Annotated in this window: 18 protein-coding genes; 7 read left to right on the top strand and 11 right to left on the bottom strand. The window is 61.0% G+C overall.

All coding sequences use genetic code 11. The features are described from left to right. Positions 1-51: 51 nt before the first annotated feature. The gene (gene viaA, locus AAHA39_RS11340; protein WP_320656003.1) at positions 52-1,506 is read right to left on the bottom strand and encodes an ATPase RavA stimulator ViaA; all 1,455 of its coding nucleotides are present in this window, start codon (positions 1,504-1,506) and stop codon (positions 52-54) included. 10 nt (positions 1,507-1,516) lie between these two features. Next, a complete protein-coding gene (locus AAHA39_RS11335; RefSeq protein ID WP_320656002.1) occupies positions 1,517-3,130 on the bottom strand; it encodes an ATPase RavA domain-containing protein in 1,614 nt (537 codons plus the stop codon). Between the two features lie 235 nt (positions 3,131-3,365). On the opposite strand from AAHA39_RS11335, the gene AAHA39_RS11330 reads away from it, so the two are divergent. The 3 genes from AAHA39_RS11330 to AAHA39_RS11320 all read left to right on the top strand — a co-directional run bounded on the left by AAHA39_RS11330 (position 3,366) and on the right by AAHA39_RS11320 (position 6,394). Continuing rightward, on the top strand, positions 3,366-3,797 hold the full coding sequence (locus AAHA39_RS11330) for a DNA polymerase III subunit psi (RefSeq protein ID WP_156853877.1): 432 nt from the start codon (positions 3,366-3,368) through the stop codon (positions 3,795-3,797). Positions 3,798-3,849: 52 nt separating this feature from the next. After that, entirely contained in the window at positions 3,850-4,299 is a 450-nt protein-coding gene (gene rimI, locus AAHA39_RS11325; protein WP_320656001.1) for a ribosomal protein S18-alanine N-acetyltransferase, read from the top strand. Between the two features lie 304 nt (positions 4,300-4,603). Then, positions 4,604-6,394 carry an AMP-dependent synthetase/ligase gene (locus AAHA39_RS11320; RefSeq protein WP_042030688.1) on the top strand — a complete coding sequence of 597 codons (1,791 nt, stop codon included), beginning with the start codon at positions 4,604-4,606 and terminating at the stop codon, positions 6,392-6,394. Positions 6,395-6,457: 63 nt separating this feature from the next. On the opposite strand, the gene gshA is transcribed toward AAHA39_RS11320, so the two are convergent. The 4 genes from gshA to AAHA39_RS11300 form a co-directional block, all read right to left on the bottom strand. Continuing rightward, positions 6,458-8,056, bottom strand: a complete 1,599-nt coding sequence (gshA, locus tag AAHA39_RS11315; protein WP_320656000.1) for a glutamate--cysteine ligase — start codon at positions 8,054-8,056, stop codon at positions 6,458-6,460. Between the two features lie 61 nt (positions 8,057-8,117). Further along, positions 8,118-10,931 carry a M16 family metallopeptidase gene (locus tag AAHA39_RS11310; protein WP_320655999.1) on the bottom strand — a complete coding sequence of 938 codons (2,814 nt, stop codon included), beginning with the start codon at positions 10,929-10,931 and terminating at the stop codon, positions 8,118-8,120. Between the two features lie 26 nt (positions 10,932-10,957). Further along, the gene (locus tag AAHA39_RS11305; RefSeq protein ID WP_156853880.1) at positions 10,958-11,395 is read right to left on the bottom strand and encodes a YqaA family protein; all 438 of its coding nucleotides are present in this window, start codon (positions 11,393-11,395) and stop codon (positions 10,958-10,960) included. Between the two features lie 79 nt (positions 11,396-11,474). Beyond that, positions 11,475-12,449 carry an NADP-dependent oxidoreductase gene (locus tag AAHA39_RS11300; protein ID WP_320655998.1) on the bottom strand — a complete coding sequence of 325 codons (975 nt, stop codon included), beginning with the start codon at positions 12,447-12,449 and terminating at the stop codon, positions 11,475-11,477. Positions 12,450-12,505: 56 nt separating this feature from the next. Here AAHA39_RS11300 and AAHA39_RS11295 point away from each other — a divergent pair, with 56 nt between their 5' ends. Then, positions 12,506-12,673 (top strand): hypothetical protein, encoded by a 168-nt coding sequence (locus AAHA39_RS11295; protein WP_162516863.1) that lies wholly within the window; start codon positions 12,506-12,508, stop codon positions 12,671-12,673. A 49-nt stretch (positions 12,674-12,722) separates the two neighbouring features. On the opposite strand, the gene AAHA39_RS11290 is transcribed toward AAHA39_RS11295, so the two are convergent. After that, entirely contained in the window at positions 12,723-13,724 is a 1,002-nt protein-coding gene (locus AAHA39_RS11290) for a Preprotein translocase subunit SecY (protein WP_320655997.1), read from the bottom strand. Between the two features lie 257 nt (positions 13,725-13,981). On the opposite strand from AAHA39_RS11290, the gene AAHA39_RS11285 reads away from it, so the two are divergent. Next, complete coding sequence (locus AAHA39_RS11285; protein ID WP_209297463.1) at positions 13,982-14,278, top strand: hypothetical protein; 297 nt, start codon at positions 13,982-13,984, stop codon at positions 14,276-14,278. A 40-nt stretch (positions 14,279-14,318) separates the two neighbouring features. Here AAHA39_RS11285 and AAHA39_RS11280 read toward each other — a convergent pair whose 3' ends face one another. The 4 genes from AAHA39_RS11280 to rpsF form a co-directional block, all read right to left on the bottom strand. Then, entirely contained in the window at positions 14,319-15,059 is a 741-nt protein-coding gene (locus tag AAHA39_RS11280; RefSeq protein ID WP_320655996.1) for a ferredoxin--NADP reductase, read from the bottom strand. A 101-nt stretch (positions 15,060-15,160) separates the two neighbouring features. Continuing rightward, on the bottom strand, positions 15,161-15,607 hold the full coding sequence (gene rplI, locus AAHA39_RS11275; protein ID WP_005340490.1) for a 50S ribosomal protein L9: 447 nt from the start codon (positions 15,605-15,607) through the stop codon (positions 15,161-15,163). A gap of 52 nt (positions 15,608-15,659) precedes the next feature. Next, entirely contained in the window at positions 15,660-15,890 is a 231-nt protein-coding gene (gene rpsR, locus AAHA39_RS11270) for a 30S ribosomal protein S18 (RefSeq protein ID WP_005308890.1), read from the bottom strand. A gap of 30 nt (positions 15,891-15,920) precedes the next feature. Beyond that, entirely contained in the window at positions 15,921-16,307 is a 387-nt protein-coding gene (gene rpsF, locus AAHA39_RS11265; protein ID WP_005308887.1) for a 30S ribosomal protein S6, read from the bottom strand. Positions 16,308-16,544: 237 nt separating this feature from the next. On the opposite strand from rpsF, the gene AAHA39_RS11260 reads away from it, so the two are divergent. Both AAHA39_RS11260 and AAHA39_RS11255 read left to right on the top strand, forming a co-directional pair. Further along, positions 16,545-17,768, top strand: a complete 1,224-nt coding sequence (locus AAHA39_RS11260) for an Nramp family divalent metal transporter (RefSeq protein WP_198038004.1) — start codon at positions 16,545-16,547, stop codon at positions 17,766-17,768. Positions 17,769-17,876: 108 nt separating this feature from the next. Beyond that, entirely contained in the window at positions 17,877-18,734 is an 858-nt protein-coding gene (locus tag AAHA39_RS11255; RefSeq protein ID WP_320655995.1) for a hypothetical protein, read from the top strand. Positions 18,735-18,780: the final 46 nt, after the last annotated feature.

Raw genomic sequence — 18,780 nt, 5'->3', positions numbered from 1 at the left:
CAATCAGCTAAAGGCAGCCTCAAGTGGATTATGACTTGGCAAGACGTCGGCTCAGTGCTGTTGCCAGCGCCGCAGCAAGCGGCCGCGCAGGCCACAATCGAGCAACCAGCTGTTGTCGAACACCCGCAGCAGTGCCTGCTTGGCGTGACGGGACATGGCGACGGCGTGGAAACGTGTCTGGCGCTGACGATAGCGGTTCATCTGATCGAGCAGGGCGTGGGGCAGGCTCTGGGCGATAAAATCGGAGATGACCAGCACGTCCGCCTTGGCAAAGGCGGGATCATCGAGCTTGGCCAGTGCCTTCTCGAGGCAAGGCACCAGATCGGTACCGCCGTGAAAACTCATGGAGAGGAAGCGCTCCGCCTTCTCCAGTCCGGTATCGGCGGTGATCTCGAGGGTCGCCACCTCGGTGGAGAAGAGCATCAGATAGCAACCGCGCTTCTCGTCCATCGCCACCCGCAGCAGGGCCAGAAACAGTGCCTTGGCGCACTCCTCCGGATATCCGCCCATGGAACCGGAGGTATCGACGCAGACGATAAAGGGGCCGCGCTGCTGCAGCTGCTTACCCCCCTGCTCCGGGGTGCGCAGCATGATGCGCTGGCGCGGCAGGGTACCCCGCGACTGATAACTGAGCAGGCGCCGCTCCAGATAGCGGCGGTAAAACTCCAGCTCCAGTTCGGGCAGCCCCAACATCACCGCCTCGCTTGGCAGCAGCCGCATCAAATCGCTCGCCTGATGAATGCCCACCAGATCGTCCGGCACATCGTCGCTGGGTGCCGGTTCCAGCTCCAGCACCTCGACCGGCGGCACCGGCTGCTCTTGCGCCCGCCGATCCCGCTCGCTGCGCCCGAGCAGACCGGCAATCTCCGCCAGCAGCGGCTCGCGCTGCAACATGCGGGCATACTGCTTGACCAGCACCAGACTGCGCTTGTGCCAGCTCCCCTGCGCCAGATCCCACAGACCACCGGCGGAGATCTTGTTGGGGTCGAGGGCATCGGCCAGGGTACGGCTCGCCAGCAGCTGATCCTCAATCTCCTGACGCTGCTTCTCCCGCTCCGCCTCGGCGATCTGCTGCTGCAGCTGCAGCAGGCTACCCACCAGACTGGCACGCCACTTGTCGATAAAGAGCTGGCACAACCCCTCGGTGGGGTGAGCCATCAGCTGGCGCACCAAGGAGCGCGCCTCGCCGGCAAAGGGGCTGTACTGCTCCAGCGACTCCAGCAAGCTTGGTAAACGGCCAACCAGCTCGGTCATCGGCAGTTGCCGATGGGCCTGATAGAGCAGGTACTCCTGCTCCAGCGCCACTGGCACCGGTTTGTGGCGGATCTCTTCGCCCAGCTGCTCGCCCCAACTCTGCAGACGCTTTTTCAGCAGCTTGCCTTGAAGCGGGGAGCGCCTGATGAACTCGGAAATCTTGGGCGAGGCTGCCAGCAGCGCCACCACCTCGCCCGCCAGCTCCCCCTCGCCCATCAGCAGTCCCAGATCCAGCATGCCGATCTCAAGCATGATCTGCCCCTTAGCCGTCCAGTCGCGGCAACCGCTCGCGCCACTGCGCCAATTCGCTACGCAGCAGCTCGAGATCCCGTCCCAGCACGAAGAAGCTGTCTTCCACCTGCTGCAGCCAGCGCGAGGCGATAAAGAGGTGCTGCTGATGACGTTCAAACAGGCTGCGCTGCTGCTTGAGCTCCTGCTGTACCTTGCCGGTCTGGCTCTGCAACTCGTCGAGCGCCTGCAACCAGGGCTCCAGCACCACCTCGGGGATGGCGCTGCGCTCCACCAGCACCAGCGGGATCTGCTGACGCTGGATATCGAGCACCTGCAGCCGCAGTTCGTCGTCGAGCACCAGTTCGTAGTGCCCCTCTTTCGGGTTGCCGAGCGGATGGCCAACCAGCGCCTCGCCGGTGGGGCGCCAGTGCGAGAGCAAGGTACGATCAAACATCAGGGTATCGGTCAGCCGCTCGGGATCGCTACCATCCAGCGGGGCCGGTGTGAGCAGATGGAAGTGCACCTGCTTGCCAAAGGGTCTGGCATTGGCGAGCGGGATCTCGATCCCCCGGGCGCGGCGGCCAAACCACTGCTTGCGCTGCCGCGCCTTGCAGCAGAGGCGTTGAGCCACGCTCTGTTTGAGCTGCTTGAACTGGTCGCGCAGGGCCAGCAGCTGGCGGGTCATCGCCAATTGCTGATAGCCATAGAGACGGGAGAACTCGGTCATCATCTCCAGCAGGGCAGTGCGGGACTCCTCGTCATGCCAGAGGCAATCCTTGAACAGCAGCAAATCGAGCGGGGCCACCTCGTCGCGACCATTGAAAAAGGCGCTCGCCTTAATGAGCCGTACCGCCTTCTTCCAGCGTCGATCCGACACATAGCAGCGGTGCGCCAGCTGGCTGTCGAGCTGCTGACGCAGTTGATAGATAAGCTCGAAGCAGGCATCCGGCAGCCGCACCTGTTCAATCTCGCCCTGCCACTGCTCGTACTCGTCCCCGCGGATCTGCAACAAAGCGGGCAGGTTATGGTGCGAGTGACCGTCGCTGGCCAGCATCGCCTGAAAGTTGGACTTCTCCAGCACCCGATCCATCCAGATCCGCACCAGCATACGGTCATAGAGCGCTTCCAGCCCGCTGTCCGGCGCTGGCAGCTCGTTCGAGGCGGTTACCAGCAGCCGCATCGGAATGGGGTGCTGGCTGTCACCGTTGCGAAACTGCCGCTCGTTGATGGCGGTGAGCAGGGTGTTGAGGATGGCGGGGCCCGCCTTCCAGATCTCGTCGAGGAATACCACCTCGGCCTCGGGCAGGTAGCCGGCGGTGAGGCGCAGATATTTGCCATCCTCCTTCAGCGCCTGAATGGAGAGGGGGCCGAACACCTCCTCCGGCGTACTGAAGCGGGTCATCAGGTATTCGAAGTGGCGGGCCTCAAAAAACGCCAGCTTGAGGCGGCGGGCAATCAGGCTCTTGGCTATGCCGGGCGGGCCCAGCAGAAACACGCTCTCGCCACTGAGCGCAGCCAGCAAACCGAGGCGCAGGGCATCCTGCCGTTCATAGAGCCCCTCCCCCAAGGCGGCCAGCAGGCGAGGCAGGCGCTCCTGAATGGGAATGGCACGCGCAGAGTTCGTGGCTTGAGCTAAAGGCGACATAGAGACAATTCCAGGCTGGGATGATGATAAGCCCAAGGGGTGAGGGTCACCTGTTCGTCCTTGGGGTTTCTCTTGTTATGATATTTATCCGGTCTTATTTCGCCAGAATACCCGACTCTGACAGGAAAAAAACCGGATAACCCCCGCAGAGGGCCGCAAAGGGTGCAGAGCAACCCGTTCGCGTGTACCCTGCCGGCACGATTTTCCCCAATGCAGCCAAGAGAGTGACTCCCCCATGATAGACCCCGTACGTCAAAGCATGCTAGCCCGCATGGGCATTCAGAGCTGGCAGCTGCGTCGTCCGGCCATGCTGGGTGTCGCCCCTGCCGAAGAGGCAGAAGTAGCCAGTACGGAATCGCCGCAAGAGGCTATCCCACAGGCCCCTCGCCCTGCCGGCAAGCTCTGGCTGCTGGCTCAGGCACTGCCTGCCGCGACACTGCTGGAGGATATCTGCCAGCTGCTCGCCATCAGAACCGATGAGGTCACGCTGCTGAGCACGCCCCCGGAGGCGCACTGGCTGCAACAGGAGCCGTCACCGCTGCTCTGGCTGACCGAGGCCGATTCCCGCTGGCCCGATGCCCTCGTCTGCCCGCTCGCCCCCGGCAGTGCCGAAAAGCGGGCACTGTGGCAACAGTTGCAGCCACATCTCGCCGCCCGGACAGCCTGACCCAATCCCATGCCCGTCGTTGCGGGCTTTGACGTTATCCCACGGAGCCACCATGCCTGAGTTTCGCCCCCTGCTCGAAGCCGACTTCGACCTCGTCTATCCCATCGAACAGGCCGCCCACAAGGAGCCCTGGAGTCAGGCCAACCTGCTCTCCTGCTTTGGCCCCCGCTACCTCAACACCCTGATGCAGGTCGATGGCAAGCCGGCGGGCTTCTATATCTCGGATCTGGTGGCGGGCGACAGCTCGCTGATGAACATCTGCGTCCACCCCGCTTTTCAGGGCAAGGGGCTGGGCCGGGCGCTGCTGCAACATTATCTCGCGCACAGCAAGCAGAGCGGGGCGCAGGCCTGGTTCCTCGAGGTGCGCGCCGGTAACCAGACCGCCATCAATCTCTACGAGAGCGCCGGTTTTGCCGAGTATTGCCGCCGCGCCGACTACTATGGTACCGGCCAGGATCGGGAAGACGCCGTGTTGATGTCGCGCCTGTTCGACTTCGGCTGATCCCGGCAATAACGCCCCACCGACATAGTGACTGAAAGAGGAGGAAACCAAGCCCTCCTCTCTCCTCCCCCATTTCCCGATCCACTTCGCTTGCCTACTCCCCTTGCCTTCCGGGCTTCTGCCTCTAACGTCGGATCCGGTCTCAACCAAGCCGCTCGCACTGTGCAGAAGATGGGCTATTTGCCCTCTTTGTGATCCAGAACAAACGGCGAACACTTGTAAGCTGTAATATTGGAGTTTAAACTCTAGCCCGCTTTTTAGTGCCCTCGTGGGCGTACAACTGTAACGAAAGGATGTTTGATTGATGCCGAAGCTTCATCTGGTTCAATTGATGCGCGAGCGTATTGCCCGACTTGGCAACAAGGCTGCCCTGCGCGTTCAGCAGGATGGTCAATGGCGTGCCATCGGCTGGCGCACTCTGGGTCAGGCCATGGACTACTGTGCCCAGGCCCTGATCCGCGCCGGACACCAGCCCACCGAAATGGTCGGCATCTATTCGCGCAACATGCCGGAGTGGACCCAGGCCGATCTTGGCATCCTCGCCGCGCGCGGCGTCAGCGTCCCCATCTACCCCACCAGCACCCTCGATCAGCTGCGCTATATCGTGCGCGATGCCAACATCGGCCTGCTGTTTGTCGGCGAGCAGCCCCAGTTCGATCAGGCACTGCAACTGATTGAAAGCGGCGAGATCCGCCAGATCGTCGCCCTCGACGGCAGCGTCAACCTGCGCGGCTGCGCGCAAGCGAGCCACTTTCAGGAGTTTCTGGTCTCCGGCAACCATCAGCCCAGCGAGCAGGAGCTGCGGGTACGGGAGAGCCAGTACCGGATGGATGATCTGCTGACCCTGATCTACACCTCCGGTACCACCGGCGAGCCCAAAGGGGTGATGCTCGATTTCGCCAACATCGCCGCCTGTTTCGAGATGCACAACAGCCGCCTCGATCTGAACGAGCAGGATGTGTCGCTCTGCATGCTGCCGCTCAGCCATGTGTTCGAGCGCGCCTGGAGCTACTACGTGCTCTATTGCGGTGCCGAGAACGTCTACATCCGCGATCCGCAGAAGGTGATGGATGTGATTGGCGACGTGCAGCCGACCGTGATGTGCGCCGTGCCGCGCCTCTACGAGAAGGCCTACGCCATGATCCAGGCCCGGGTTGCCCAGGCTCCGCGCCTGCGTCAGGCCCTGTTTGGCTGGGCCACCCGCGTTGGCAAGCAGATGGTCGCCACCCGTCAGGCTGGCAAGTCCGCCTCCCCCCTGCTCTACGGCCAGCTCTGGCTTGCCGAGCGGCTGGTGTTTCGCAAACTGCGCGCCCGCTTTGGCGGTCGTACCCGCTTCCTGCCGGTGGCCGGTGCCCGTCTCGCCGACGATGTGAACCTCTTCTTCCAGGCGATGGGGCTCAACCTCAAGTACGGCTACGGCATGACCGAAACCACCGCCACCGTCTGCTGCTACGAAGATCAGCAGTTCAAGCTCGGCTCCATCGGCACAGTGCTGAACGGAATCGAAGTGAAGTTGGGTGAGAACAACGAGCTGCTGGTGCGCTCCCCCACCGTGATGCGCGGCTACTATAACAAGCCGGAAGCGACCGCCGAGGTGATGACCGAAGATGGTTTCCTGCGCACCGGTGATGCCGCCGAGCTCGACAGCGAAGGCAACATCTACTTCACCGAGCGCCTCAAGGAGCTGATGAAGACCTCCAACGGCAAGTACGTGGCGCCGCAACTGGTCGAGGGGACCATCGGCAAAGATCGCTTCATTGAACAGATCGCCATCGTCGCCGATGCCCGCCACTTCGTCTCGGCGCTCATCGTCCCCTGCTTCGAGTCGCTGGAGGAGTACGCCCGCTCCATCAACCTGCAGTACCAGTGCAAGACCGAGCTGCTGCGCCACTCCCGGGTAGTGGAGTTCTTCGAATCACGCATCGCCGATCTGCAAAAAGAGCTGGCCAAGTTCGAGCAGGTGAAGAAGTTCACCCTGCTGCCGAGCGCCTTCTCCATGGAGCTGGGTGAACTCACCCCCACCATGAAGCTGCGCCGCAAGATCATCGAAGCCAAGTACCAGAGCGAAATCGAGGCCATGTACAGCCACGTCTGATACCGCTCGGGTTTCCGGAAACAAAAAAGCCGCTCATCGAGCGGCTTTTTTATTGGTCTGCCGTCAGGCAGTGCTCTTGCTGGTCCCGAAGTAGTCGGCCAGGAAGTCATCGAACGACACGCTGTCGCTGCGCTCGCGCTCCCGCTGCTTGGCCAGCGAATCCTTCGCCTCACCGGCAAAGTAGGCTTCATCCCAATACTGCAACTCGCCTGCCAGCAGCTCCTCGCGATACCGGCTCGCCAGCTTGTCGCCGTAGCAGCCATTGTCCTTGCCACTCTCCAGCAGCTCCTTGAGCATGCGAGCGGAGTAGGTGAGCTCGGGGTCGAGCAGCTTCTCCCGATGCATCGCCAGCGTCTCGCGGTAGCGGTTGCGACCACAGCAGCGATCCAGCAGATCGGCCACCTGAGCCAGCTCGTCGAACAGCTTGAGGCCGTACTCTTTGAGACCAATGGCATTGCCCTGCTCATCTTCAAGCGTCAGGCCGGGGCGACGCCCCTCCAGCACCACCTTGCTCTGGTTGCGGCGATTGCGGGCAATCTCCTCCTCGCTCAGCACCGGAGAGGGGCGCAGCAGACACCAAACCAGGAACAGGTCGAAGAAGCGGATTTGATCGGCGTCGATCCCCAGCGGCGTGAAGGGGTTGACGTCAACGGTACGCAGCTCGATGTACTCTATGCCGCGCTGCTCCAGCGCATCCGACGGCTTCTCGCCGCTACGCGGGGTGCGCTTGGGCCGGATCGGGGCATACAGCTCGTTCTCCAGCTGCAGCACGTTGTCGTTGAGCTGGCGATACTCCCCATTCACCTTGACCCCGATCTTGGCGAACTCGGGATCATGGGTATTGATGGCGCGGCGCAGACTGCTGACATAGGCCGGCAGATTGTCGTGGCTGATCTTGAGCCCCGCCTGGGAGCTGTTGGTATAGCCCAGATCGGAGAGACGCAGCGCGGTGGCGTAAGGCAGATAGAGGGTGCCCTTGCCGGTCTTCTCGAACGGCAGGTTGCTCTTGCGCCCTTTGAGGAAGGATTCGCAGATGGCCGGCGAGGCACCAAACAGGTAGGGCACCAGCCAGCCGAAGCGGTAGACGTTGCGAATAAGCCCCATGTACTTGTCGGAGATAAAGCGCTGGCTACAGCACCCTTCGCACACCAGATCCTGCCACTCACTCCAGAAGCTGTCGGGCATGGAGAAGTTGAAGTGTACCCCGGCGATCACCTGCATCAGACTGCCGTAGCGATTCTTCAACCCCTGCCGGTAGAGAGTCTTCATTTTGCCGATGTTGGAGCTGCCGTACTGGGCCAGCCGGATGCTCTCCTCACCGCCAACGAAGCAGGGCATGGAGAGCGGCCAGATCCGCTCGTCACCCAGATGACGCATCACATGGTGATGGATGTCACCCAGTTGCTCCATCAGGCTGTCGAGGGAGTCGGTGGCCGGGGTGATGAACTCCAGCAGGCTTTCCGAGTAGTCGGTGGTGATGTTGGGATGGGTCAGGGCCGAGCCCAGCGACCGGGGATGGTCACTCTGGGCGAGTCGGCCATCCGGCGTGATGCGCAGACATTCACGCTCGATCCCGCGCCGAATCCCCTTGAGAGCAGTCAATCGCTCGGGAGATCCCAGCGCAGTCAGCAACTCGGTGAGTGACAAGCTTGTTGTAGTCATATTCACGGCTCATGTGAGGCCGCCCCATCCGGGGCGGCTCTTGATTTTTATAAAGCGTCAGTTACGGCAACTGCAGCGGATAGATGGGAAGATGAAGCTCCTTCAGGGGTTTTTCAAGCTTTTGCTTGTCTCCCACCACCACGATCACCATGTCGGCCGGATTGAGCCAGCGGGCAGCACTCGCCTTGAGCGTCTCGGCCGACACCGTCTTGATCAGGTTGTTCTGGGCCTGCACATAGTCCGGTTTCAGGTCATACATCACCATCTGCAGCAGGAAGCCCGCCTTCTGGCCCAAGGTCTCGTAAGAGAGGGCATCCTGCTGGGAAACTGCGCTACGCATATAGGCGAGCTCGACCGGGGTAGGGCCGCTCTTGCGGTAGTTGTCCATCTCCTTGAGGAACTGGCGAATGGCATCCACGGTCGCATCGGTACGCACATTGGCACCGGTGGCGAAGGTGCCCACCTCGCGGTTGGCGGAGAAGCCGGAGCTGGCACCGTAGGTGTAGCCCTTGTCTTCACGCAGGTTGAGGTTGATGCGGCTGTTGAAGTTGCCACCCAGGTTGAAGTTCATCAGCCCGGCGGTGAAGTAGTCACCCGTGGTATCGAACGGCATGGCACGGCGGCCGATGCGGATCACCGACTGGGGCGCCCCCGGTTTGTCCACCAGATAGATGCCCGGCTTGGCCTGCTTGCCCTTGAGTTTGAGATCCCCCAGAGCCGGCGTCGCCCCTTTCCAGTCGCTCAGGAAGCCGAGCTGCTCTTCGATCAGCTTCTGGCTCACATCGCCCGCCACCACAACCTTGCCATTGGAGGGGTTGTAGTAGGCCTGATAGTAGTGCTTCACATCCGCCAGCGTCAGCTTGGCCACATCGGCAGGTACCCCGTCGGAGGGTTGGCCAAGGCGGTTGTTCTTGCCATAGACCAGCTCGCGGAATGCCTGTCCCGCCAGCCATTCAGGCTGCTGCTGGGCCTGTTGCATCCCCTGCAGCATTTGCGCCTTGACCCGCTCAAAGTCCGCCTCCCGCATACCGGGGCGCTCGAACACTTCGCGCACCAGCGCCAGCGTCTGTGGCAACTTGTCAGCCAGCGAGCTGATGGTGATCAGCGTGTTGTACTGGGCACTGGAGACATCGATGCTTGAGCCCAGCTTTTGCAGCTCGTCGCTGAGCTGCCCCTCGGTCAGGCGTACTGACCCCTGCCCCATCATGGCGGCGGTCAGATTGGCCAGCCCCAGCTGCCCCTTCTCCTCGGCCCGGATACCGCCCGGCAGGGCGATCATGATGGAAACCGCCGGGATCTCGTCACTTCGGGTGCCGATGATCTCGATGTTCTTGTCGAGTTTGCCGTGCCAGATGGCTGGCACCTTGACGCTCACCGCATCGGCCGCCTTGGGCTGTACGCTGCGATCGAAACTGTCTTTTACCGGTCGCTCGGCCAGCGCCTGATCATGCTTGCTGTAGTCCGGCAGCTCGCGTTTGGCCGGAGTGAAATTCGGGGTGGCGACCTGCCACTCGGCCTTGCCTTTGGGCACCACGCTCAGCACTACCGCCGGCTTGTTGGCAATGAACTGGTCGTAGGCGGTTTTGACCTGCTCCGGCGTCACCTTGCCGATGGCGTCGAGGGTCTTGAAGACGTAGTTAGGATCCTGGGCAAACACCTGACCCATGGCGAGCTGGCTCACCTTGCCGGAGACGCTGTCGAGCCCCCAGATAGCCGAGGCACGATAGCTGTTGATCGCCTTCTCCAGATCCTCCGGCTTGAGGCCGCGCTGGGCGAACTCGCCGATCACCTTGTCCACTTCGCTCTTGAGGGTCTTGAGGCTGCCATCGACTGCCGGGTTGGGGTAGGCGTAGACGGTCAGGGTACAGGCCAGCTCTTCGCAGTAGTGCGAGGCGCCCGCATCGATCGCCTTGCCGGTCTTGACCAGCGACTGGTAGAGCATGGAGCTGGCGCTGCCGCCGAGCACATCGGCAAACATGTCGAGTGCCGGCTCCTGCGGATCACCCAGTGACACGGTCGGATAGCTGATATAGAGCAGCGGCAGGTGCACCTTGTCCTGCAGCGTCACGTAGCGGGTCTCGGGCAGGGTGACCGGTTTTGGCGTCGGCTCGGCCACTTCCGGGCCGCGCGGGATGGAGCCAAAGTACTTCTCGATCCAGTCGAGGGCCTGCTTGCTGTCAAAATCACCGCCCAGAGTCAGAGTCGCGTTGTTGGGGCCATACCAGCGCAGGAAGAACTGCTTGAGGTCGTTGACATCAACCCGGTCGAGATCCTCCACATAGCCGATGGGCTGCCAGGAGTAGGGGTGAGTGCGCGGATAGAGCGCCTCGCCCACCTTCTCGCTCACCAGGCCGTAGGGCTGGTTGTCGATACGCTGGGCCCGCTCGTTCTTGACGGTGGCGCGCTGGATCTCGAACTTCTTCTGGCTCACCGCGTCGAGCAGGAAGCCCATCCGGTCGGCCTCCAGCCACAGCACCTTCTCCAGCTGGTTGGCCGGCACGGTTTCGTAGTAGTTGGTGCGGTCCTTGTTGGTGGTGCCGTTCATGTCACCACCGGCTTCGTTGATGATCCGCATATGCTCCTGATCACCGACGTGCTTGGAGCCCTGGAACATCATGTGCTCGAAGAAGTGGGCAAAACCGGACTTGCCGACCGTCTCCCGTGACGACCCGACGTGATAGGTGACGTCGAGATGCACCAGCGGATCGGATTTGTCGGGCGCCAGAATGACGGTCAGGCCGTTGTCCAGCTTGTACATCTGGTAAGGGATGGCGAGCTTGCCCTCCTCCTTGACCTGCTCGGAGACCAGAGTCGGAGCCGCCAGCACGGGCAGGGTAAAGCCCAGCAGAATGGTTAAAGGTATGACTTTGTTCACGGTAACCTCGTGAGTGACAAAAAGGGCTAGAAGATCTGACTGGCCAGTAGAAATACCAGAGCGTAACGCAACAATTTGCCGAGCCCTATCAGGACAAGAGAGCGCCAGAAGGAGAGGCGCAGCCAGCCGGCCAGCAGACAGAGTCCATCACCGACCACCGGCGTCCAGGCAAGCAGCAGACACCAGTGGCCATGTTGTTTGAGCCAGCCGAGGGCTTTTTGTTCCCCACGGCCTTGAAAATCTTCCGGTTTTTTCTTGAAGGTGGCGAGCCAGCCAAGCCACCAGGTGGTCATGGAGCCGAGGGTGTTGCCCAGCGTCGCCCACAACAGCAGGCTCGCCATGCTCCACTCCCCTTTGGCCGCCATGGCCCCCAGCAGCACTTCCGAGCTGCCGGGCAACAGAGTGGCTGAGGTAAAGGCGCTCAAAAAGAGCCACCCCAGCCCCATCTGCATCAACTCATTCATGCTGCGCTTCCCCACCACAGAGGCAAGGACGCGAGGCACGCAGCAACAACCACACCATGTGCCATCGCCATCATCCCGCTCATGCAGGATAACCATCGGCGGCGGGCATGCGCAGCAGCAGCTTGCCACGTACATGGCCCCCTTCGATGCGCTGATGGGCCAGAGCCCCCTCGCTCAGGGCAAATTCACCGGCGATGGCAATCTTTACTTCGCCCTGGCGCAGCAGCATCAGCATCTGGCTCAACTGCTTCTGATCGGGGTGTACCAGCATGCCGACCACCTCGATGCCGGCAGCCGCGCCGGCATCCTTGATAAGCTGGGCTGTGATGGTGGGCACAGTCACCAGCCGGCCACCCGGCTTGACGCACGCCAGCGCCGCCTTGCCGCTCTCGCCACCCACCAGCTCCAGCACCAGATCGAACTGGCCATCGGCGATCGCCTCGGCAAACCATTCGGCCTGATGGTAATCCACCATCCGGCTCGCCCCGAGACTATGGAGGAAGCTGTGGTTGTCGCCGCTCGCCGTGGCTACCACGTGGGCACCATAGGCAGCGGCAAACTGCACCGCCAGATGACCGACACCGCCAGCACCGGCCAGAACCAGCACTCGCTGCCCCGCCTTGAGCTCACCATGCTCGAACAGTCCCTGCCAGGCGGTGAGTCCCGCCAGCGGCAACGCCGCCCCCTGCTGGAGGCTCACCCCGTCAAGTTTCACCAGCTCATGCTCGCTCGCCACCACGGATTCAGCGTAACCACCGGCAGCAAGGGGAAAACCGACCATACCGCACACCAGATCGCCCTCGGCCAGCGAGGCTACGCCGGGGCCTACTCGCTCCACCACGCCAGCCACGTCGTAACCGGGCGTCCAGGGCAGCTTGTCCTTGTTCTGAGCAGCCGCCCAGCCGAGACCGGCCCGGGTCTTGGCATCGATGGGGTTGACCCCCGCAAAGCAGATGCGCACCCGCACTTCGCCATCGGCAGGCACCTTGTCGAGAGAGGAGTTGAGCTTGAGTACCGAGGGGTCGCCGAATGCGGTAATCTGTAGTTGCGTCATTGCACAAGCCATCCTGTTGATGCATCGAGGGTCAACAGAATAACAGCGAGGAGACCATGGCTCGAATGTTTCTTATTCCTCTGTTGCTGGCGCTGGGGTGGTGGGCATTCCTGCTCTACTTCCGCATCCCGCTCAAACAGGGGGCCAAGGGGTTTTACTGGATCATCGGCATCGGTGGCGGACTGGCTGCCTTCCTCAGCCTGATGATGGTGCTGACCAACTGAATCAGATACGAAAAAGGCCACCTCATCGGTGGCCTTTTTGTCGCTGTCGTTACTGCACCGGCTGCGAATTGAGGTAGTAGTGGCGATTGCTCCCCTGCCCCAACACCCCCTGCGACAGCAGATGGTGGAACACCCGATCCACCTCCTCCAGCGAGAGTGACAGCGCCTGCGCCACCGAGCGTTTGCTGCACTTGAGCTCACCGCTCTCCAGCGCGCCGCGCACCTGTGCCAGCACCTCGGGTGCAGGCTCCGGCGGCTGCATGGGCTCGAGCTGGGCTGCCTGTGCGAGCGCCTCCTGCTCCTCGGCACGGGCGCGAGCCTGCTGCCAGCGCCACATCCGGCGAAAACGGCTCTCCTCACCGATCAGGCTGACGAAGAAGGCACCGAATACGTCGAGTAGCACCGACAGGAAACAGACCAGCAGAAACTGCACCTGGCTGATGCTCATCCCGACCCCGTCCGCCAGACTGCTCATCAGCCCCAGCATGGAGGATTGCTCGTTGACCGGCTTCGCATCGCGCTGCTGACGCAGTTCATCCTGCTGCAAGCGCAGCTTGGTGTTGGCGTGCTGCAACGAGGAGACGCCGCTGGAGATGCGCTCCAGCTCGATATATTTGCGGGCCGCCTCTTCGTTTAGCTGGATCTGCCGCTCGATGCTGGCGATCTGTTCGTCAAAACGGGCGATCTCCCGTTCATGGCGCGCCTGCTGGCTCAGCACCGTATTGGTGGCACTGTTGATACCACCGATACTGCCACCGATAGAGATGGCCGCCAGCACGCTGTAGAACAGCAACGACCAGAAGGCACCACTCAGATCCCGGCGCGCCTTGCGCTCGCCGTACTCGTACCAGACGTAGAACTTGCCCAGCTCGAAAATGATCGCCAGACCGCCAAACAGCCACTTCATCAGCGGGTTGTCATCGATGGAGAGAAACAGCAGCAGGGAGAAGATAATAGAGGCCAGAATGGCCAGCCCGGTAAAACTGTATACCGTGGTGAGCGCAAACCATCCCTTGGGATAGCGCAGCGCGGAAGCGTCCTGTGTGGTCATGGTGGAACTGTGGTGCAGTGCAGGAAAAGTTGGCTGCCGATTATAGTCGGCAGAGCCGTTCAGAGAAGGGCAAACACCTGAATTCCTTCATATTGCAAACCAGCTGCCCAGAGTGCGACCAAAACGGACAAATTGGCAGCAGAAAAGCGCTACAATCCCCCTCCTGACTTCATCGTGTGGCGAGATGATATGCGATTCCGCCCGGGTTCAGCCCGCAGACGTATACTCATCCGCCGTTGCAATTATCCGAGGCCATCATGAACAGAACGACCCCTTTGCTTCTCTCACTCTTGCTGCTCGCCGGCGCAGCCCATGCAGACCAAACGACCCAGGAGAGCAGCGGCTCAACCTTCTCTGTCGATGCGATGACCTTCAATCTGGACTGGGATGACAAGCAGTTTGGCTGGAGCCAGAAAGAGTGCCTCGATCTGGGGGTAAACGACTATATTCCCTCTGATTGCAAGGGGATGAGAGTCAATGTCGAGAGCGAAGAGAATCGCAATCAGCCCCCCAGCACCAACCAGATGCCCACTCCACAGGGCAATAACCAGTAATCATGAACAGGGGCCGAACCGGCCCCGCCGTTATGCTGCGTTACCAGTAGTTCTCCGCACTGATATTGCCGGGCGCCCGCCGCAGGTTCTTGGCCAACCCCAGTGCCAGCAAGGTTTGCTGGGTCTCTTTCACCATCTCCGGATTGCCACAGATAAGCACCTGACTCAGCTCGGGTGAGAACTCCAACCCTACCCGCTGCTGCAACTGGCCGTTGGCAATCGCCGCCGGGATCCGTCCCGCCATTGCATCGAGCCAGGGCTCGCGGCTGACAAAGGGGACATAGCGAAAGCGCTCGCCATATTGCTCGGCAAAGCTGGCTATCAAAGCCTGATAGCTCAGCTCTTCGCCTTTGCGCACCCCGTGTACCAGCACCAGATTGTCGAAACGGTTGAAGGCCTCTCCATCAGCCAGCATGGAGAGGAAGGGGCCGATGGCGGTACCGGTCGAGAGCAGCCAGAGATCGCGTCCGGCCGGTACCTCATCCAGTGTCAGAAAGCCGGTGGCCAGAGACTGCACCAGCAGGGTATCGCCCGCTTGCAGTGAGCCGAGGGAAGGGGTCAGCTCACCGCTCGGGATCTCGACCAGATAGAACTCGTGGTATGGCGCAGAGGGAGGATTGACGAAGGAGTAGGCGCGCTGAATGCGCCGCTCGCCCTGCTCAAGGGCCAGTTTGGTGAATTGACCTGCCTTGTAGGGGGCCAGATCGGCCGCTACCCGCAGGGAGAACAGAGTGGGTGTCCATTCGATGCGTTCGATGACGCGACCTTCGACCCAGGCCATAGAGATCTCCTCCAGAGGAACAGAGCTTCACTCTACCCCCGGGCCTGAAAATAAAAAACCCGCGCAAGTGCGCGGGTTTTTTCTGCAAAAGCGAATCGCTATTACAGGGCAACAACCTGGATCTGTACGGTTGCTTTAACGTCAGCGTGCAGCTGAACAGCAACTTCGTAGTCACCGGTGTTACGCAGAACGTTGCCCATGCGGACTTCGCTCTTGGCAACGGCTACGCCGGCAGCAGTGATGGCTTCAGCCACGTCACGGGTACCGATGGAACCGAACAGCTTGCCTTCGTCGCCAGACTTGGAAGCGATAACCACGGTAGCCAGTTCGGCCAGCTTGGCAGCACGCTCTTCAGCAGCAGCTTTGTTGGCAGCCAGTTTGGCTTCCAGCTCAGCGCGACGAGCACCGAAAGCTTCGATGTTGGCCTTGGTGGCCATAACAGCTTTGCCTTGCGGGATCAGGTAGTTACGGGCATAACCAGATTTCACGGAAACTTGGTCACCCAGACCGCCCAGTTTGGCGATTTTGTCGAGCAGGATAACTTGCATTACCTTTCCTCTATAAATTTCGTTGAGTTAGGCTTAAGTGCCGGACCGATTCTTACTTGTTGTGCAGATCGGTGTACGGCAGCAGAGCCAGGTAACGAGCACGCTTGATGGCGCGTGCCAGCTGACGCTGATACTTGGCGCGGGTACCGGTGATACGGCTCGGTACGATCTTGCCAGATTCAGTGATGTAGTTTTTCAGAGTAACGATATCTTTGTAGTCGATCTCGGTAACGTTCTCGGCGGTGAAGCGGCAGAACTTACGACGACGGAAATAACGTGCCATGGCCTTTATCCTCTAGTCAGTGATCCAGAATTACTCTTCGGAAGCAGCTTCAGTAGCTTCTTCGCGGCGCTCGTCGTCACGACGGGTGAAGCGCTCTTCTTTGGCCTTGGCCATCGGAGAAACTTCAGTCACGGCGTGCTTGGTGCGCATGATCATGTTGCGGATAACGGCATCGTTGAAGCGGAAGTTGGTTTCCAGCTCATCGATAACGGCTTGCTCTGCTTCTACGTTCATCAGAACGTAGTGGGCTTTGTGCAGTTTGTCGATCGGGTAAGCCAGCTGACGACGGCCCCAATCTTCCAGGCGATGAATGGTACCACCGGAAGTGGTGATGGCGCCGGTGTAACGCTCGATCATGCCGGGAACTTGCTCGCTCTGGTCCGGATGAACCATGAAGACGATTTCGTAATGACGCATTTTAGCTCCTTACGGATTAATTCAGCCTCCGCCCAGGTGCAGCCAGACCTCGGAGGCAAGGAACATAATGGTGTTTAGTCGCTGCTTTTCTAGGGCGGCGTATTGTACGAAATCGCATCCCTCACTGCAACTGACGACCTCAAAAGTTTTTCCCGATTGATATGATACAAAAGACCAATTGATAACAATTATCATTTAGATCTATTCTCTCTCCATATCCTGATGGAGGGTGATGCCATGCAACCCGCACTGACTACAACGATTCCAAGCCGCAAATTCAAACTGACCCTGCTCGGGCCCGCCTTTATCGCTGCCATTGGCTACATAGATCCGGGCAACTTCGCTACCAATATTCAGGCCGGATCTACCTTCGGCTACCAGCTGCTCTGGGTGGTGGTGTGGGCCAACCTGATGGCCATGGTGGTGCAGACCCTCTCGGCCAAGCTCGGCATCGTCACCGGCAAGAATCTGGCGGAGCATATCCGCGACCGACTGCCGAAACCGGCGGTCTGGGCCTACTGGGTGCAGGCCGAGATCATCGCCATGGCCACCGATCTCGCCGAATTTATCGGCGCCGCCGTCGGCTTCAAGCTGCTGCTTGGCGTGACCCTGCTGGAGGGAGCCTGTATCACCGCCGTGGTCACCTGGGGGATCCTGATGTTGCAATCCCGCGGCCAGAAACCGCTGGAGTTTGTGGTGGGCGGTCTGCTGCTGTTTGTTGCGGCGGCCTACATCGTCGAACTGATCTTCTCCCGCCCCCATCTGCCGAGCCTGCTGGAGGGCGCCCTCTTCCCCGGTCTGCCCAACAGCGATGCCGTCTATCTGGCCGCCGGTGTGCTCGGTGCCACCGTGATGCCCCACGTCATCTATCTGCACTCGGCGCTGACCCAGCACACTCAGGATCAGGGCTCGGTCAGCCAACGGCTGCATACCACCCGGGTCGATGTGGCCATCGCCATGACCATCGCCGGCTTCGTCAATCTGGCAATGATGGCAATGGCGGCGGCCGCCTTTCATAGCTCGGGCCACCAGCAGGTAGCGGAGCTGGAGTCAGCCTACCAAACCCTCACCCCGCTGCTGGGTCAGGCGGCGGCCACCCTGTTTGGCCTCTCGCTGGTCGCCTCCGGCATCAGCTCTACCGTGGTGGGGACGCTGGCCGGGCAAGTAGTGATGCAGGGTTTTGTCCGCTTTACCATCCCGCTCTGGCTGCGCCGCGCCATCACCATGACCCCCGCCTTCGTGGTGATCGCCATGGGCTTCAACACGACAGAGATATTGGTATTGAGTCAGGTAATCCTGAGTTTTGGCATCGCGCTGGCGCTGATCCCGCTGCTGATGCTGACCGGTGATCGGGCACTGATGGGAAAACATCGCAACCATCCGGTCACCCAGGCAATCGGCCGTCTTATCGTTGCACTGGTTATCGGGCTCAATGCCTACCTGCTGGTCGCCATGATCTAGCAACCAGTCACTAAACAGGAGGCTCATTAACACTGGTTAATGAGCCTCCTCGCACTTTGGCGTATGCTGCCGCTTTCTCTTCTCATCTATCGTTGCGGGAGCCTTGCCATGGAACATACCCGAGTCAGCTTCGTACTGGGCCATCATCAGGAGCAGGCCAGCGTGGTCTGCTGCCAGCCCGGTGACACCACGCTGCTGGTCACCGACCTCACCCCCTTTCATCCCCAAAGCCATCTCTGGCCCGATCAGCCGGGAGATGTGGGTCATGCATGCTGGGAAGGGGGCGAAGCCGCTATTGGCCCTTGCCGGATGGGGGCTCTCAGCCCGGATGGCGAGTTGTTCGTCGACGCCGATATTCCGGTCAAACGGGGTGCAGAAGGATGGCGGTTCGTCGTGGTACACCCCTTGGCGGGCGAGTACAGCTTGCCTGTCGGCAGTCGGGTCGAGTTGCAGGTCGATAGCGCGGCACGCCACGCCCTGAGTCTGGGCCACAGCGGCTGCCATCTGGCTGCGCTCGCTCTCAACCGGACTCTCACTCCTTACTGGCGTAAAGAAGTGAGCGAGCTCGATGCACTGGGTCAACCGGACTTCGACCGCCTCGCCATTCAGAGCTCGCGGGTCGAACCTTGTGGTTCGCGGGAACAGTACCGCATCGGCAAGAGCCTGCGCAAAAAGGGGGTCAACAACGAGGCACTGCTGGCAGATTTGGCGGTGATTGAAGAGAAGGTCAATCGGCAGCTGGCCGACTGGATTACAGCCGGGGGCGAGATCCGCCGTAGCCGCGCAGGCGAGGCGATCATCGATTCGCGCTACTGGCACTGCATGCTGGAAGGTCAGGAGGTGACCATCCCCTGTGGCGGTACCCATGTTACCTCGCTCGCCGAGTTGGGAGAGGTCAGGGTGCAGCTCACTCTGGTGGAGGAGGGCTTTGCCATGCTGACCCGGGTCACCCCGACCCACCACTAACCCCGCCGCCTTCACAACAAGCGCCCCCATGTGGCGGCGCTTGTTG

The sequence above is a fragment of the Aeromonas sp. SE22 genome (genome assembly GCF_038739755.1).
Lineage (GTDB): Bacteria > Pseudomonadota > Gammaproteobacteria > Enterobacterales > Aeromonadaceae > Aeromonas > Aeromonas jandaei.
The sequence above is the reverse complement of the archived record's forward strand: the minus strand, read 5'-3'. Positions and strand labels throughout refer to the sequence as shown.